16 protein-coding genes are annotated in these 15,711 nt (G+C 66.3%); 3 read left to right on the top strand and 13 right to left on the bottom strand.

The window, feature by feature from the left end; translation table 11 throughout:
* Nucleotide 1: 1 nt before the first annotated feature.
* The 7 genes from NWF24_RS32740 to NWF24_RS32710 form a co-directional block, all read right to left on the bottom strand.
* Nucleotides 2-856, bottom strand: a complete 855-nt coding sequence (locus tag NWF24_RS32740) for an ABC transporter permease (RefSeq protein WP_258352155.1) — start codon at nucleotides 854-856, stop codon at nucleotides 2-4.
* On the bottom strand, nucleotides 853-1,827 hold the full coding sequence (locus tag NWF24_RS32735; RefSeq protein WP_093076361.1) for an ABC transporter permease: 975 nt from the start codon (nucleotides 1,825-1,827) through the stop codon (nucleotides 853-855). The genes NWF24_RS32740 and NWF24_RS32735 overlap by 4 nt, the downstream gene beginning before the upstream one ends.
* Before the next feature lie 19 nt (nucleotides 1,828-1,846).
* Nucleotides 1,847-3,415, bottom strand: a complete 1,569-nt coding sequence (locus NWF24_RS32730) for an ABC transporter substrate-binding protein (protein WP_258352154.1) — start codon at nucleotides 3,413-3,415, stop codon at nucleotides 1,847-1,849.
* 78 nt (nucleotides 3,416-3,493) lie between these two features.
* Complete coding sequence (locus NWF24_RS32725; protein ID WP_093055102.1) at nucleotides 3,494-4,285, bottom strand: class II aldolase/adducin family protein; 792 nt, start codon at nucleotides 4,283-4,285, stop codon at nucleotides 3,494-3,496.
* A 266-nt stretch (nucleotides 4,286-4,551) separates the two neighbouring features.
* Entirely contained in the window at nucleotides 4,552-5,421 is an 870-nt protein-coding gene (locus NWF24_RS32720) for a pirin family protein (protein ID WP_258352153.1), read from the bottom strand.
* Nucleotides 5,418-6,002, bottom strand: a complete 585-nt coding sequence (locus tag NWF24_RS32715) for an NADPH-dependent FMN reductase (protein ID WP_258352152.1) — start codon at nucleotides 6,000-6,002, stop codon at nucleotides 5,418-5,420. The genes NWF24_RS32720 and NWF24_RS32715 overlap by 4 nt, the downstream gene beginning before the upstream one ends.
* Nucleotides 6,003-6,038: 36 nt before the next feature.
* On the bottom strand, nucleotides 6,039-6,425 hold the full coding sequence (locus tag NWF24_RS32710) for a DoxX family protein (protein WP_258352151.1): 387 nt from the start codon (nucleotides 6,423-6,425) through the stop codon (nucleotides 6,039-6,041).
* An 87-nt stretch (nucleotides 6,426-6,512) separates the two neighbouring features.
* On the opposite strand from NWF24_RS32710, the gene NWF24_RS32705 reads away from it, so the two are divergent.
* Together NWF24_RS32705 and NWF24_RS32700 are read left to right on the top strand one after the other, a co-directional pair.
* On the top strand, nucleotides 6,513-7,445 hold the full coding sequence (locus NWF24_RS32705) for a LysR family transcriptional regulator (RefSeq protein WP_258352150.1): 933 nt from the start codon (nucleotides 6,513-6,515) through the stop codon (nucleotides 7,443-7,445).
* A 39-nt stretch (nucleotides 7,446-7,484) separates the two neighbouring features.
* Nucleotides 7,485-7,961, top strand: coding sequence for an FKBP-type peptidyl-prolyl cis-trans isomerase (locus NWF24_RS32700; RefSeq protein WP_093055094.1), 477 nt, complete (start codon nucleotides 7,485-7,487; stop codon nucleotides 7,959-7,961).
* Between the two features lie 27 nt (nucleotides 7,962-7,988).
* On the opposite strand, the gene NWF24_RS32695 is transcribed toward NWF24_RS32700, so the two are convergent.
* The 3 genes from NWF24_RS32695 to NWF24_RS32685 all read right to left on the bottom strand — a co-directional run bounded on the left by NWF24_RS32695 (nucleotide 7,989) and on the right by NWF24_RS32685 (nucleotide 11,965).
* Nucleotides 7,989-9,569 (bottom strand): CYTH and CHAD domain-containing protein, encoded by a 1,581-nt coding sequence (locus tag NWF24_RS32695; protein WP_258352149.1) that lies wholly within the window; start codon nucleotides 9,567-9,569, stop codon nucleotides 7,989-7,991.
* 169 nt (nucleotides 9,570-9,738) lie between these two features.
* Complete coding sequence (locus NWF24_RS32690) at nucleotides 9,739-10,695, bottom strand: Bug family tripartite tricarboxylate transporter substrate binding protein (protein ID WP_258352148.1); 957 nt, start codon at nucleotides 10,693-10,695, stop codon at nucleotides 9,739-9,741.
* A 79-nt stretch (nucleotides 10,696-10,774) separates the two neighbouring features.
* Entirely contained in the window at nucleotides 10,775-11,965 is a 1,191-nt protein-coding gene (locus tag NWF24_RS32685) for a M24 family metallopeptidase (RefSeq protein WP_258352147.1), read from the bottom strand.
* Nucleotides 11,966-12,195: 230 nt separating this feature from the next.
* Between NWF24_RS32685 and NWF24_RS32680 the strand changes: the two genes are divergently transcribed.
* Nucleotides 12,196-13,104 (top strand): LysR substrate-binding domain-containing protein, encoded by a 909-nt coding sequence (locus tag NWF24_RS32680; protein ID WP_258352146.1) that lies wholly within the window; start codon nucleotides 12,196-12,198, stop codon nucleotides 13,102-13,104.
* A 125-nt stretch (nucleotides 13,105-13,229) separates the two neighbouring features.
* Here NWF24_RS32680 and NWF24_RS32675 read toward each other — a convergent pair whose 3' ends face one another.
* From NWF24_RS32675 to NWF24_RS32665, 3 genes are read right to left on the bottom strand one after another with little or no spacing between them, the layout of a single operon-like run.
* Nucleotides 13,230-13,907 (bottom strand): DUF1028 domain-containing protein, encoded by a 678-nt coding sequence (locus NWF24_RS32675; protein ID WP_258352145.1) that lies wholly within the window; start codon nucleotides 13,905-13,907, stop codon nucleotides 13,230-13,232.
* A gap of 13 nt (nucleotides 13,908-13,920) precedes the next feature.
* Nucleotides 13,921-14,337, bottom strand: a complete 417-nt coding sequence (locus NWF24_RS32670) for a RidA family protein (RefSeq protein ID WP_258352144.1) — start codon at nucleotides 14,335-14,337, stop codon at nucleotides 13,921-13,923.
* Nucleotides 14,338-14,376: 39 nt separating this feature from the next.
* On the bottom strand, nucleotides 14,377-15,681 hold the full coding sequence (locus NWF24_RS32665; protein WP_258352143.1) for a flavin-containing monooxygenase: 1,305 nt from the start codon (nucleotides 15,679-15,681) through the stop codon (nucleotides 14,377-14,379).
* Nucleotides 15,682-15,711: the final 30 nt, after the last annotated feature.

Raw genomic sequence — 15,711 nt, 5'->3', positions numbered from 1 at the left:
TTTACTTGCCCTTTCCGTGCAGCCGCGTGTTGAGCCCGTCGCTCAGGCCTTCGCCCACGAGGTTGAGCGCGAGCACCGTCAGCACGATGGCAAGCCCCGGGAACAGCGCCATCCACCAGGCCTGGCGCAGCACGGTGCGCGCGGCGCCGACCATGTAGCCCCAGCTCATCTGGTTCGGGTCGCCCAGGCCCAGAAAGCTCAGGCTGCTCTCGAGCAGGATGGCGGTGGCCACCATCAGCGAGGCCATCACGATGATGGGCGACATGGCGTTGGGCAATATCTGCGTGAGGATGATGCGCGGAGTCGACTGCCCCGCCAGCAGCGCGGCCTGCACGAAGTCGCGCTGGCGCAGTGTGAGGAACTCGCTGCGCACCAGGCGCGCCACCGGCGGCCACGAAACGATGGCAATGGCCACGACGATGGACTTGATCGAAGGCTCGAAGATCGCCACCAGCACGATGGCCAGCGCGAAGCTGGGCACCGCCTGGAACAGCTCGGTGAAGCGCATCAGCGCCGCATCGATCCAGCCGCCGAAGTAGCCCGCGATTGCGCCGAAGGTAACGCCGATCAGCAGCGCCACGATGGTGGACACCACGCCGATCAGCAGCGAGATGCGCGCGCCGTAGACCAGGCCCGCAAGGATGTCGCGCCCGAGCGTGTCGGTGCCCAGCAGGAAGCCGGGCTCGGTCCACGGTCGCACGAAAGGCTGCTCGACCATGGCCCACGGGTCGTTGGTGGCGAGCCAGGGCCCGAGCAATGCGACCGCTGCCACGATCAGCAGCACGACCATGCCGGCCACGGCGCCCTTGTTGCGGCGAAAGCGCCGCCAGAAATCGCTTTGCATCGTCGTCGTCATGTCAGCTCGATCCGCGGGTCGACCAGGGTGTAGACCAGGTCGGTGATGAGATTGAAGAGCACGGCCATCGCCGCCGTCACCAGGAAGGCTCCGAGCAGCAGGCTGTAGTCGCGCTGCAGCAGCGCGTCGAACATCAGGCGGCCGATGCCGGGCCAGGCGAACACGGTCTCGGTGAGCACGGCGCCGCCGATCATCCCGCCGGCCTGGATGCCCGCCAGCGTGACCACCGGCAGCAGCGCGTTGCGCAGCACGTGCGCGCGCAGGATGCGGCCGGGCTTCACGCCCTTGGCGCGCGCGGTCTTCACGAAGTCCATCTGCGCCACCTCGAGCATCGCGGCGCGCGTCATGCGTGCGTAGACGGCCATGTAGAACAGCGCGAGCGTGAGCGCCGGCAGCACCAGGTGCTTTGCCACGTCGAGCGCCAGCGCAAAGCCGGTGTGGCCCGAGCCCACGGTCATGAGGCCGAAGCCCGGCAGCCATTCGAGCTGCACCGTGAACACCAGCACCGCCATCAGCGCGAGCCAGTACAGCGGCGTGGCATAGAACAGCAGCGCCACCACAGTGATGGCGCTGTCGACCCATGTGCCCGCGCGCCGCGCCGAGAGCGCACCCAGCGTGATGCCGAAGAGCAGCGAGAGCGCGAAGGCCGTGCCGGTGAGCAGCAGCGTGGCGGGCAGCCGGTCCATGATGAGCTTCAACACCGGCTGCTGCTGGCGGTACGAGTAGCCAAGGTCGAGCCGCACCACCTTGCCGACGTAGGTGGCGAGCTGCGTCGACAGCGGCTGGTCGAGCCCGAACTGCGCGCGCAGCTGCGCCACGAACTGCGGGTCGGACGCGCCGGCCTCGCCGGCCAGCACCGACACCGGATCGCCCGGCGCGGCGCGCACCAGCATGAAGTTGACCGTCGCAATCAGCAGGATCGCCACCAGGCCCTGCAGCACGCGGGTCAACATGAACTGCGTACGTTTCATTCGGTCGTCACTCCGTGCGTCAGCCGACGCTTGCGTTGCCGAGGCTGTCGTTGAGGCCGATGCCCGAGCTCACGATGTTGCTGAGCTTGGTGCGGTAGAGCGTCGGGAAGTTGAGCTCCAACAGCCAGGCCACGGGCACCTCGTCGAGCAGGATCTTCTGCGCCTGCAGGTAGATGGCCTTGCGCTTCTCGGGGTCGGTCTCGCGCGCGCCGGAATCGAACAGCTCGTCGATCTTCGGGTTGGAATAGCCTTCGACGTTGTTGAAGGGCGAGCCCTTGGCGATGTTGGCGGTGGTGTAGTTGCGCGCCACGCCCAGCGCCGGGTCACCGTACTGGTAGACGTAGGTGAAGGCGAGGTCGTAGTCCCAGTCGTTCAGGCGCTGGTTCCAGCCGGCCACGTCGGTGGCGGTCATCTCGACCTTGATGCCGGCCTGGGCCAGGTTCTGCTTGAGGATCTCGGCCTGCCGCGACCAGGTCTCGCCGTAGGGCAGCGGCAGCAGCCGCAGCGTCTCGCCCTTGTAGCCCGATTCGGCGAGCAGCTTCTTGGCCGTTTCCACGTTGCGCGGGTACTTGGCAACGTCGGTGCTGTAGAACTTGATGTTGCTGTTGAAGGGGCCGGTGGCGGGCTTGGCGAAGCCCTGCCATGCGATCTTGGCCATGGCCTCGCGGTCGATGGCGAACATCACGGCCTGGCGGAACTTGATGTTGTCCATCGGCGCCTTGCGGTTGTTCAGCCACAGCCACGAATGCGGCGCGAAGAACTCCCAGCCCTTGGTGGTGACCGCGACGCCCGGCAGCTTGGACAGGCGCTGCACGTCGAAGTACTCGACCGCGCCGCCGGGCACCAGGTCGACCTTGCCTGATTCGAAGGCCGCGGCGCGCGAGGCCGCGTCGGGAATCACGTGGAAGTAGACGCTGTCGACCAACGGCACATCTTTGACGTGGTACTTGTCGTTGGCCACGAGCTGGATGTACGAGCCCTTGACCCATTCCTTGAACTTGAACGGCCCGGTGCCGATGGGCGTGGCATTGGCGGGGTTGGTCGCGAAGTCGGTGCCTTCGTAGATGTGCTTCGGGATCATCGGCATGCTGCCGACCTCGAAGATGCCGATGAAGGGGCCGAAGGGGTACTTGAGCTTGAACTCGACCGTGAGCGGATCGACCGCGCGGATGCTTTCCACCGCAGCCAGGTTGGCCCGCAGGCGCGCATGCGTCTTGCGCAGGAACACGTCGGCCGAGAACACCACGTCGGCCGAGGTGAAGGGCTTGCCGTCATGCCAGGTGACGCCGGGCTTGAGCTTGAAGGTGTAGAGCGTGCCTTCCTTGTTGACGGTCCACGCGGTGGCCAGCGAGGGCAGCGGCGTGATCTTCTCGTCGTAGCGCAGCAGGCCTTCGTAGATGTTGCCGGAGATCATCTGCGTGGGGCCGTTCTGCGTGATGCCCAGCATCAGCCCCGGCGGCTCCGGCTGGACGACGGCGTTGATCACGCCGCCCTTCCTGCCCGCGGCCAGAAGATGCAGGGGAACGCCGGCCAGCGTCAGGCCGGCGGTGGCAGCGGCACCCATCTGGATGAGGTTGCGACGTTTCATGAGGGCGAACTCCTTCTGGCTCTTTCGAGGTGGTGGACAGGGTCAGGGGGACGGGAGGGGAAAGGAAAGCGGGGCGGCTCAGTCGCGGAACGACGTGGCCGGTGCGGGCTCGATGCGCTGCAGCATCGCGCGCCATTCGCGCGCGTTCGGGTCGGATTGGCCGGGCAGGTAGCTGCCGCCGCCGGCCTCGTACTGCTGCGCGGTCTTTTCGCAGACCTCGGCCGGCACCGGGTACACCGGCAGGCCGCTCGACTGGATGGCCACCTGCACGCGGCAGGCACGCTCCAGGTTCAGCATCAGGATGAAGGCTTCCGACACCGTGCGGCCCAGCGTCACCAGGCCGTGGTTGCGCAGGATGAGCGCACGCGCCGTCGGGCCCAGGTCGGCCACGAGGCGCTCGCGCTCCTCGGGGTCGAGCGCGATGCCCTCGAAGTCGTGATAGACCACGCGCTGATAGAACTGCAGCGCCCACTGGTTGCAGGGCTGCAGCCCGCCGGCCAGCGACGACACCGCCACGCCCGCCACGGTGTGGGTGTGCAGCACGCAGGCCGCGTCGTGGCGCGCCGCGTGCACCGCGCTGTGAATGGTGAAGCCGGCCGGGTTCACGTCGTAGGGCGAGTCGTCGAGGATGCGGCCTTCCAGGTCGATCTTGACCAGCGACGAGGCCGTGATGTCGCGAAACAGCATGCCGAAGGGGTTGATCAGGAACTGGTCTTCGGTTCCCGGCACACGCGCGGAGATGTGCGTGTAGATGCTGTCGTCCATGCCGTAGTGCGCCACCAGCCGGTAGGCCGCGGCCAGGTCTTGTCGGACCTGGCGCTCGGCGTCTGAGACGGGCGGGGCCTTTCGGTCCACTGCGTGCAGTTGCATATCGCGTTCCTTTTCACAGGCCCGGCCGGGCGGGCCTTGCCTTGTTGGTGGGTTCGTCGGATTGACTGCGAGCTGTCGACAGTCAACCAGCGACAGTCTTAAGCAATATGCGGGCCCGCGTGATGGGGTAAGCCCTTGGGTGGCCCTCCAGACCGGTGCCGCTCAGAGGGCAGAACGCAAAAACGCCGGCGGCGCGCACCCGAAAATGCGCGCCACCGGCGTGGTTGAAGGCTGTCGTTCGTGCGCCCGGGCGCACCGATGGGGTGCTAGGGCAGGCGGCCTTCCTGACGCAGCCGTGCGCCGATGCGCCGGATTTCGGCCTCGCCCTGGTCGAGCGTCGCCCGGCTGGTGTGCACCGAGTAGTGGCCCATCACCAGCTCGTGCGGGTGCTTCACAGCCGAGCCCAGCACGAAGGACGTGTCGCCGCGGGCCACGAAGTCGATGACCGCGCTCGACTCCTCGAACACCGCGAGTTCGCCGGCGCCGATGGGGCCGCCTGTTTGATCGCCTGTTTGGTCGCCTGTTTCGAGCGCGCCTTCGTTGACCGCAACCCAGCCCACCGTGTGGCCGGCGGGCGGCACGTAGCTCCAGCGCTCGCCGTCTTCCAGTTGCACGGCCAGGTAGTTGATCGGAGCCGGCGCCGCAATGGCGCTCTGCGCCGCGCCGTAGCGCCCGAGCAGCACGCGCGCCGGGCCTTCCTGCGGCACCTGCGAGGGCGCGAGGTACATGCTTTGCGCCGGTGCGTTCTCTTCCGAGGCGGGCAGAGCCACCCACAGCTGGAAGCCGCGCACGCGCTTCACGCCCGGCGCGGGTCCGCCGGTGTGCCACACGCCGTTGCCGGCGCGCATCCACTCCACGCCGCCGCCAAGCAGCGTGCCTTGTTCGCCGGTCGTGTCCTCATAGAGCGTGTCGCCCTCGATCAGATAAGTGAGCGTGGCGATGCCCGAGTGAGGGTGCAGGCCGAAGCCCTTGTGGCCGCCCGTGATGTCGAAGCCGAAGAGGTCGAGGAACACGAAGGGCTTGAGAAACTCGCCCAGGTCGCCGGGGCTCATCAGCCGCACGATTCCGCCATGCTGCGAACCGCGCGTGCGGTAGATGATCGCGCGGGCCAGCGTTTCTACAGCGGTGGTGGTCATACAGCCTCCCTCGCCGTCTTCAGCGCCTTGGCCCACCATGCGATGTCGTCGAGCATGCCAGTGGCTGACTGCGCGAGGTGCGGGAAGTCGTCGAAGCTCTTGCCCTGCTGCCAGATGCCGAGGAACTCGACCATGCCGATGTGCACGGCGTTGCGCACTGGCGCCATCTGCATCTCGACCGCGACCAGCCGCAGCTGCTCCACGGCCCGTGCCGCGCCCACGCCTCCGTAGCCCACGAAGCCGATCGGCTTGCGGATGAATTCCTTGTAGGCCCAGTCGATCGCGTTCTTCAACACCGCGCTCGGGCCGTGGTTGTATTCGGGCGTGACGACGACCAGGCCGTCGAAGGTGGCCAGCTTGGCTTGCCAGCGCTGCGCGGCCTCGTTCTTCACCGGTCCCCAGGCCGGCGCGCCCGCCTCGTTGAAGAAGGGCAACGGATGGTCGCGCAGGTCGACCAGCTCGAAGGCGAGGTCGGCGCGCTGCTTCGCGATCTCGTGGATCCATTGCGCGGGCTTTTCACCGAAGCGGCCTTCGCGGGTAGAGCCGAGGATGATGCCGATGCGGGGTTGTTGCTGAGTCATGGGGTACTCCGGAAGAAGGAATGAAGAAAAGAGGGGTCAGGCGGCCTTGCCGGCAAGCAGGGACTCGGGCCGCAGGCGCCACGCGACGAAGCCCGACAGCAGCGCCAGCACCATTGCCGGCGCGGGGTTGCCACCGATCAGCACCAGGTGCGTGGCCACGCCGCAGACCATGGTCGCGGCCAGCAGCAGGCCGCCGAAGAAGCCGGTTGCGGGCACGAGCAGCAGCAGCGCGCCGCCGACCTCGACCAGGCCCGTCACGTAGCGGAACCACTGGCCGAAGCCGATCGCGTCGAACACCTGGACCATCTGCGGCACGCCCGCCAGCTTGGAAGCGCCGGCGGCGCCGAAAGCCAGCGCGAGCAGGATGCGAACGCCCCAGACGATGCGGCGCTGCATGGGAGAGGAAGTAGATGAAGAAGTCATGGGCATAAGGTTAGGCACGCACCCATTGATCGACTAGACGGTAGAGTCGGATTGCACTCGTCCACAAACCGAAGGAATCAACCCGCCATGTTCGACCTCAACGACGTCGCCATGTTCGTGCAGGTGGTGCGCCACGGCAGCTTTGCCGAGGCGGCCCGGCGGCTGGGCCTGCCGCCCAACACCGTGAGCCGGCGCATCCAGCAGCTCGAAGCGCAACTGGGCACGCGGCTGATGCAGCGCTCGACACGCAAGCTCACGCTGACCAGCGCCGGGCAGGATTTTCATGACCGATGCGCGGGGCTGGTCGACGGGCTGGCGGCCGCCGGGCAGGCGCTGGTGGCCGGAGGCCAGGAGCCCAGCGGCCTCGTGCGGGTGGCGGCGCCGGCGGATTTTTTCGATTTCTTCCCGATGGAATGGGTGTCCGACTTCCTGGCCGCGCATCCGCTGGTCAAGCTCGACTTCGTGCTCAGCGACGCGGCCGCCGACCTCATCGCGGAGCAGATCGACGTGGCCTTCCGCGGCGGCGTGCTGCGTGATTCAGGCTACATCGGCCGGCGACTGGCCACCCGCAGCGGCGGCCTGCTCGCAAGCCCCGCCTACATCGCGCAACGCGGGGAACCCGCAACATTGCAGGAGCTGGCGGACCACGATTGCGTGACGCCACCGCACCCGGCCGGCCACACCACCTGGCGCCTCACGGGCCCCGGGGGCGTGGAAGAAGAAGTGCAGGTCACCGGCCGGTTCACCGGCAACACCGCGCAGGCACTGCGCAAGGCGGCGCTGGCCGGGCTGGGCATTGCGCAGTTGCCGCCGGCGATGGCGACGCGCGACGAACAGGAAGGGCGGCTGGTGCGGGTGCTGCCGCAGTACGAGTACACCGGCCGGGGGCTCAGCGTGGTGTATCCCAGCCGCAAGCATCTGCCGCTGGCGGTGTCGGCGTTCATCGACCTGGTGATGAGCAAGCTCGACCACATGGACATGCTGCAGGAGCCGTCGCTTTCCTCTTCCGGGAAGGCCTAGTCACCAGCGCCTTTTCGTTTCCACTGAAAATGCCACCCCATGAAAATCGAAAAAGACACCGTCGTCACCATCAAGTACAAGGTCTCCGACGCCCAGGGCAAGCTCATCGAGGCGAGCCCCGAGCCGATGGCCTACCTGCATGGCGGCTACGAGAACACGCTGCCCAAGATCGAGGAAGCGCTCGATGGCAAGGAAAAGGGCTACCAGACCGTGCTGAACCTCGCGCCCGAAGATGCCTTCGGCCAACGCGACGAGACCCTGGTGCGCAGCATTCCCAAGACCGACTTTCCGCCGGGCGTGAAGGTGGGCGGCCAGTTGCAGGGCCGGCTCGACGACGGCACCGAGCATGTGTTCACCGTGATGAAGATCAAGGGCCCGGTCGTGCTGCTCGACGGCAACCATCCGTGGGCCGGCAAGGCACTGCGCTTCAGCCTGCAGGTGACGGACGTGCGTGCGGCGCTGCCGGTGGAGATCGAGCACCGGCATGTGCATGGGGCGCACGGGCACCATCACTGACACCCCGAGGGGCGCCCCGGCCGCCGGTCAGTTCTTCTTCCAGAACCGCGGCGCATCCTCGATCTTCGCCAGCGCCTTGTGGCAGGCCTTCGCGCCGGCTGCATGCCGCGCGGTGAACCATCCCACCGCAAACCACGCACGCGCATCGCGCTCGACGGCCTCGCGGTACAGCGCGAGCGCGACGGCCTCGTCGTTGAACTCGCCCAGCGCGTCCTGCGCGGGGCGCAGTGCCTTCAGGTAGCGCGCGGCGGCGCTGCCGTCTTCCTTCTCGAACAGCGGCGCCACGAATTCGGCGAGGTAGCGCAGGCGCTTGAGCCGCTTGCGCACGCGATGCTGGCTTTCGGTGTCGAGAGACTCGAAGCGCTCGCCGTCGCGCAGCACCTGTTTGTGCAGGCGCTGCAGGCGTTTGCGCAGCAGGCGGCGCACGGCATTGGCGTTGATGGGCGCGGGTGCTGAAGGAACTGCCGGGCCGTCTTCAGTGGCGACGGTCGCCGGTGCGGCTTCCACAGGCTTCGCAGCGGTAAAGCCGATCAGCGAAACGAGCACGTTCTGGAACGCCGGGGCGCGCACGATGTCACCGGGCGAGGGCGTGTGGGCCGCCGTGTCGTCGCCGGCCAGCGGATCGAAGTCCGGCGCGCCGGCCTCGCGCAGCCGGGGCTGCGCCAGCTTCACAACCTGTTCGCGGTCGCGCAATGCGCCCAATGCGCGGAAGGCGTCGACGAGCGGCGGCTCCCATTCGGCCGCGTCGAACAGGCCCAGCTCCGGCAGCTCGCGCAACGCCGTGCGCAGCCGGCGGATGCCGATGCGCAGCTGGTGGATCTGCTCTTCATCTGTACTCCCCGCAGCGATCTCGCTGGTATTGGGCAGCATCTGCGCCAGGCACGATGCCACCACGGCCTGCTGCACGGCCCGCCCGTCGGGGTGCTGCGTTGCGAAGCGTGGCGCTTCGGCCTTCACGGCTTCCACGGTCTGCTGCGCCGCCAGCAGGCGCGCGCCGCGTTCCGCCTTCGACACGGTGCTGAACCACAGCCCATGCTGCTGCGACCAGCGCCGCGCGAGCGACACCAGGCCCTGCACGTCGCCGCGCTTGAGTTCGAGCTCCAGCTCACACACCGGTGATTCGCGCTGCTCGGGGGTGCCCGCGTGCGCGACGACCTTGCCGATGTCGAGCGCCATCTCCACCACCGCGCCGGCGGGCCCGGTGACGCGCACGTCGCGCGTGAGCCGCACGATGTCGGTCGATTGCCGCTCGACCAGCGGCGCGCCGCCGCCCTCGGCCAGCAGCTTCGAAAGCCGGTCGCCCACGGGCGTGCCCTGATGGCGCTGCGGATCGATCTGCGGCGCCGCAGCCGCCGTACCCAGGTCGACGTTGTGCTCCAGCCGGTGCAGCGCGTTGTCGCCGGTGGCCTTCACGGTCTGCACCCAGCGCCGGCCTTCCTTGCGCAGCCGCAGCACCATGCCGTCGGCAGCGAGCCGCTGGTCGGCGGTGTCGAAATAGCGGGCCTGCAGGCGGGTGCGCACGACGGTGCCGCGCTTCAGGGCGGCTTCGACGGCCTTAAGACGGCCGGCGGGAATGCAGAACTTGAACTCGATTTCCATGGTGGCCATGATGCCCCGTCTTTTTCGTTCCCCGCAATGCGGGCAACATCGAGCACTCCGGGGCACGACCACGACCCCGCAGGCCTCGGTGCGCTATCTCGACCTGCTGTCCTGGGCGGCAATGCATTGGTTGATCGGTCTACCGTTCAACATCCTGCAGCCGCGTGCTTGCGCGCTCTCATTCGGGCAGCACGCCAATGCTTTTAAGCAGCGCGTCGTTGCGCGCCGCGTCGACGGCGACAAAGGAGTTGAAATCCTTGCGTCCTTCATGGAGGGGCTCGACACCGATTACCGCCAACTGGCGCTTGAACTCCTCATCCCGGTCGAGCACGGCGAACGCGATGTCCAGGCGCTTGAGCACGGCTTCCGGCAAGCGCTGCGGGCCCCAGACGCCGTACCACGACGAGCGGATCAGCCCCGGCATACCAGCCTCCGCCGCGGTTGGAACGTCTGGTGCGTTGTTCAGTCGCGTCGCCGACGTGACCGCCAGCGCCTTGAGCTTGCCGGCCTTGACATGCGGCAGCGCAATGGCCGGTGGATCGATCATCAGTTGCACATGACCGCCGATCAGGTCGGTGAGCGCCTGCGCCGAGCCGCGATAGGTCACGATCGGCAGCGCGAGGCCGCTCTCGTGGTTGAACTCGATGGTGGCCAGGTGCCCGGCTGATCCAGCGGCGGAATTGGCAAAGTTGAAATCCGAAGGCCTGGCCTTGGCGGCGGCGAGGAGTTCCTTGAGGTTGCCCGCCGGCACCCCGGGGTTGACCAGCAGCACCAGCGGCGTGTGGCCCACACGCGCCAGTGGCGTGAAGTCGGTGACGGGGTCATATGGCACGGCCTTCAGCACACTTTTGCCGATGACGAAGATGCTGGCGTTGAACAACAGCGTGTAGCCATCGGGTGCAGCGCGACGCACGAAGTCACTGCCGATGGTGCCGGAAGCCCCGCTCTTGTTCTCGATCACGACCGGGGTTCCAAGCGCGGCTTCGAGTCGCTTCGCGGTCAGCCGTCCGACCGCGTCGGTGGTACCGCCCGGTGGGTAGGGCAGGACCATCGTGATGGGTCGAGATGGATAGCTCTGCGCCAGTACGGTGCCAGCGGTCAAAAAGCTGCAGAGAAGTAGAGCGAACTTGAGCATGGTGTCCTCGGGGCATGGAAGAGAGGGGAAAAGGTGAGCAAAGGGCTGTCGCGCGGTGCCCTCAGGGAGCTCAAGGAGCTCAGGCAATGCACATGCTGGCGAAATCCTTGGGTGCATGGGTCACGCGCTCGGGCTCGGCGCCGACGATCACGCCATCGACATATCGGAAGCCTCCAAGACCCGGGACGTAGATGCCAGGCTCGACGATGATGGCTTCGTGCTCCAGCAGGGGGCGCGTGTTGAAGGCCATGTCCTCGGGGTACTCGTGCGTGCCTACGCCGATGCCGTGGCCAGTGCGGTGCAGCACGTGCTGGCCGTATCCGGCGCGGCTGATCACATCGAGCGATGCCTCGTCGATGCCTGCCAGCGGCGCGCCGGTGCACGCTGCGCGCAAGCCGGCCTCGTTGGATTCGAGCGCAACGCGCATCAGTTGGCGCGTGGTCTCGTCGACGCATCCGACGGCGAAGGTGCGCTGGTTCTCCATGCTCATGCCGTTCAGCCGCACATTGCAGATCGTCACCGTTGCCTTGTCTGCGAGCACCGTGGCGCCGGACTGGCTCGCGTCGCCGTGTGCAGCGGCCGAGGCCGGGCCGCTGAGCGACATGAAGCGCAGGATCTGGAAGTCTTCCCCGGGGAATCGGCGGCCGGCCTCGACGCAGGTCTGTGCCGCGACCGTGTGATCCAGTTCCTGCAGGTTGCGCCCTGGACGGATCTCGGACCGATAGCGTGCCATCGCCCAGTCCGACAAGGAAGCAGCCGCGCGCAGCAGCGCGAGTTCCTCGGCATGCTTGACCAGGCGCGCATCCCGCAGCCAGCGGCCCGCCGGCAACAGCTTGAGTTCCGGCAGCATCTGCCCGAGCCGCTGCATGGGTGCCGGGATTGCATCCACGCCGATGCGTGCGGCCGCCAGTCCCAGTTGCTGCAACAGCGCGGCGAGCGTCTCGGCCCACAACGGCAGCAACGGGCGGCGCTGCGTCACGTGCGGAACCTCGGCGTAGTAGTGCGCCTGGTCCAACCACATGCGGCCGCTGTGCAGCGCGTGGTTGGCGCGGACGGAGGACAGGTCGTGCATCAGCGCGACGCAGCGGCCGTCGCGCGTAAGGACCACGACGTAGGGCCGTTCCCATCCCCCCACCGTGATGTTGTGGTTGGTGGCGAACTCGAACCACTCGACGCCGCTGAGCGCGAGGGCGTCGAGCCGGGCCGCGTCCATCACGTGCTGCAGTTTGGCAAGGCGGTGCGATCGCACTTCGGTCGAAAGAAAACTCATCAGGATCTCCGGAGATTCGTCTGCGCAAAGTGTGTGATCGCGTCTGGCAACGTGCAATTGATATTGCGGAAGCACTTCGTTCTCCTGAGGAACGAAGTGACCGATGCGTGGTCAGCAGCGTGCCTTGCGAATTGGCCCGGAAATCGCTACACCGATGACGATCCACCGTGTTCGCTCAGGTACCTCGTTGCGGACGCGGTCGTACTTCGTTCGTTTTTGGAAGGGATCCCATGCGCAGACGCATTCCGAGCCTGGTCACTCTGGAGATGTTCGAGTCCTCGGCGCGGCACCAGAGCTTTGCGCGCGCTGCCGAGGAACTGTCCATTACGCACAGCGCGGTGAGCCGGCAGGTGGCGGCACTGGAAGACCGTGTCGGTGTTCCTTTGTTCGTGCGTAGCAAGCAGCGCCTCCTGCTGACAGAGCATGGCAAGCGCTATGCGGCGCGCATTCACGAAAGCCTGGACCGCATCGAGCGTGACACGCTCGAACTGATGGCCAGGGGCGGGCGCGGCCAGACGCTGGAAGTGGCGGTCACGCCGACGCTTGCGAGTTCGTGGCTGATCCCGCGGCTACCGCAGTTCCGCGTCCTGCACCCGGATATCACCATCAACCTGGCAATCCGGAACCGAAGATTCCTGTTCGAAGAAGAGCCGTTCGATGCGGCGATCCATTTCGGGGCGATGCAGTGGCCAGGCGTGCAAGGGTTTGAACTGCTGCCCGAAGGCGATCTGGCACCGGTATGCGCGCCGAGCCTTCTCGGTGCGCGGCGTTCGCTGCGGCCCGAGCAGGTCGCACGCATGCCATTGCTGCACCTCGCGACGCGCGTGGATGCATGGCGCGAGTGGTTCCAGGCAACCGGCATGGATGGCGATCTGTCCGCCGTCAACGGACCGCGCTACGAGATGTTTTCCTTGCTCGCCAGTGCCGCTGTGTCGGGCCTGGGCGTGGCCCTTGTTGCTCGTCAATTGATCGAGAACGAGCTGGCAGACGGGCGTCTGGTCATCGTCTGCCGGCACACGTTGCCGGGCCATTTGGCCTACCACGTCGCATACCCGCTGGGTCGGCCTGTGAGCCCCGGGCTGCAGGCATTCCTGCAGTGGCTGTCGGGCCTCAAGCGCGCTCACGTCGGTGCCCACTGAGCGAGGGCTCCGACCGCACCTTGGATTCGTTGCTTGACCAGTCCAGGTTTTACGCCGCACCCCCGTTCGTCAGATCGAATGCCGACATGCTGGATTCCACCGACCTCTGACCCGGCGACTGCAACCTACCTATCGTCTCCGGGAACGCCATATCCGGGAGCCCGGGCTGGCTCCAGGGCTCGGTCGATGTAGTCCTGCATCTGCGGTTTGTAAGCTTGCCAGAGCCTTTCAAGCTCTCCGATGGGATCTTCATCCACCCAATCGACTCGCAGGTTGACGATCGGCCATACGAAATCATCGATCACCATCAGCGCCGACGAATGCAGCGGGCCCGCTTCGCCGCCTTCCGCGAGACCCGCCTGCATGGCTGCGATCAGGCGATCGGCCAAGTGTCCCGATGAAGCAGCGAAGGCCTCCACCATGGCGTCTATCACCGACGGGCTGGCCAGCATGTTGCCGGCGGCGGCGCACTGATCGCCGGACATCGCCTTGTACACCCCCAGCGTCTTGCCTCCGCTGAAATGCGCCGTGCGACCTCGGGAGTCGATAGCGATCAGCTGGCGGTATTGGCTGTGACTGTCAGTCGCGAGCGCTTCATTCAGCGCGTCGTCTGGCGACAGTCCCTTCTCCAGCAGACCCAGAGTTTCCGGGCCCAAAGCCGGCAACGTAATGTTCTGTGAAGACACCGCGCCAACACTGCTTCGCAGCCAAGGGCAGCGCGCGCCTACGGCGATGCTGGAAGAACTGATGGCGACTCCCAGCTGACCCGTTTCGGCGCAGCGGCCAACGATGGATAGCGTCATGTGGGTGCTCCTTTCAATCTGGAATGACTGCAATGACGTCGATCTCCATCAGCCACTGAGGCTGACCGAGCGCCACGACAACCAGACCCGTGGAGATGGGAAACACACCCTTCAGCCACTTGCCCACTTCCTGATACACGGCTTCGCGATAGCGCGGGTCGGTGAGGTAGGTGGTGGTCTTGACGATGTGCGACATGTCGCTGCCGGCCTCTTCCAGGAGCTGCTTCACGTTCTTCATCGCCTGCTCCGCTTGTGCACGGGGATCGCCCAGGCCCACAAGATTTCCATCGAAATCCGTGCCGACCTGGCCGCGCACATAAACGGTGTTGCCGGCGCGTACAGCCTGGCACAGATCGTTGTCCAGGCTCTGATTGGGGTAGGTCTCCCGCGTGTTGAACATGCGGATTCGGGTGTGCGTTGGCGTTGTCATTCTGGATCGATGGTGAAAAGTTGGCGTGTGCAGTGAGCGTCAGACCACAGCTTCGCGGGAGTCGGCCCCACTGGCGTTCGGAGTCTGTTGCCGGCTGGCGTGATGCTGTTGGTATTGGCGCTGGATCGCGATGTGATCTGCCACATGCTTTGCGTCGTGCCACACCCCCCAGATGAACGCGGAACCGCGGCGCGACAACCAAGGCAGGCCAACGAAATAAACGCCCGGCTCCGCGCCCACGCCGCGCTGGTGGCGTGGCTTGCCATTGGCCTGCAAAGTGTCGACCTGCAGCCAGCTGTAGTCCGCCGCATAGCCCGTTGCCCAGATGATCGACGTGACATTGGCCTTTTGCAGATCCAGCGCTTGCAGGGGCTCGGTGATGCAGGCCGCATCTGCCACGCGCTCCCGCGCCTGCGGCTCCAGCGGCAACACGAGTCCGTTGCGCTCGACATAGGCATCGGCGGCATCCAGGAGAGACAGATAGCTGTCGTCGCCTCGCTGAAGGTTCTCGGCCAGATCGGACTTGAACGTGACCTTGCCATCCGCGAACGCCTCGGTCTGCCCGACCAGCGTGATGCCGGACTGCGCCAGGCGCCTGAAATCGATCGTGTGGCCGCCACTGGCGCCACTCACGGCAATGGTGACGTGCTCCCGACCGGGCTGCACGGATTCGGAATCCCAAAGGCCGAGCACGCCCAGCCACCAGCAGAAATCGCGCTCACGGTATGTGCGGGGGGGCCGCTCGTGAGGGCCGACCGAAAGGTAGACCTTCTTGCCGGAAGAATGCAGTTCTTCGGCAATCTGCACGCCAGACGAGCCAGCACCCACAACCAACACGTCGCCCGCGGGCAACTGGTCAGGACTGAAGTACTTCGCCGAGTGAATCTGGTACAGCGCGGGATCGACGGGCGCAATGGACGGCACGACGGGTTTTTGAAAAGGACCGGTCGCAACGACAACCCGATGGGCCCAGAAAGTACCTTGAGAGGTCTCGACCACGAATCCGGTGCGGCCCGGGTTGCGGGTCACGCGCTGGACATCCACCCCGGTGCGGATGGGCGCGTCGAACTTCTTTGCGTAGCGCTCGAAGTACTCTGCAACCTGGTCCTTGCTTGCGAAGGAGTTCGGAGCAACATCGAACTCGAGGCCCGGAAAACGGTCATGCCACGCCGGGCCGTTGGCGACCAATGAATTCCATCTACCCGTGCGCCACGCTTCGGCGATACGGTTTTTTTCCAGCACCACGTGCGGAACTCCAGTTCGACTCAAATGTTCGCTCATTGCAACGCCAGCTTGTCCGGCGCCAACAACGAGCGTGTCAATTTCATTCACAATTTCGGTCATTGCTCATCTCTCGGGCGAAGTTTTCCGGCT

The organism is Variovorax paradoxus, from assembly GCF_024734665.1.
In the GTDB taxonomy this organism is placed as follows: domain Bacteria; phylum Pseudomonadota; class Gammaproteobacteria; order Burkholderiales; family Burkholderiaceae_C; genus Variovorax.
Note: the sequence above shows the minus strand (reverse complement) of the source record. Positions and strands in the feature narration are given on the sequence as shown.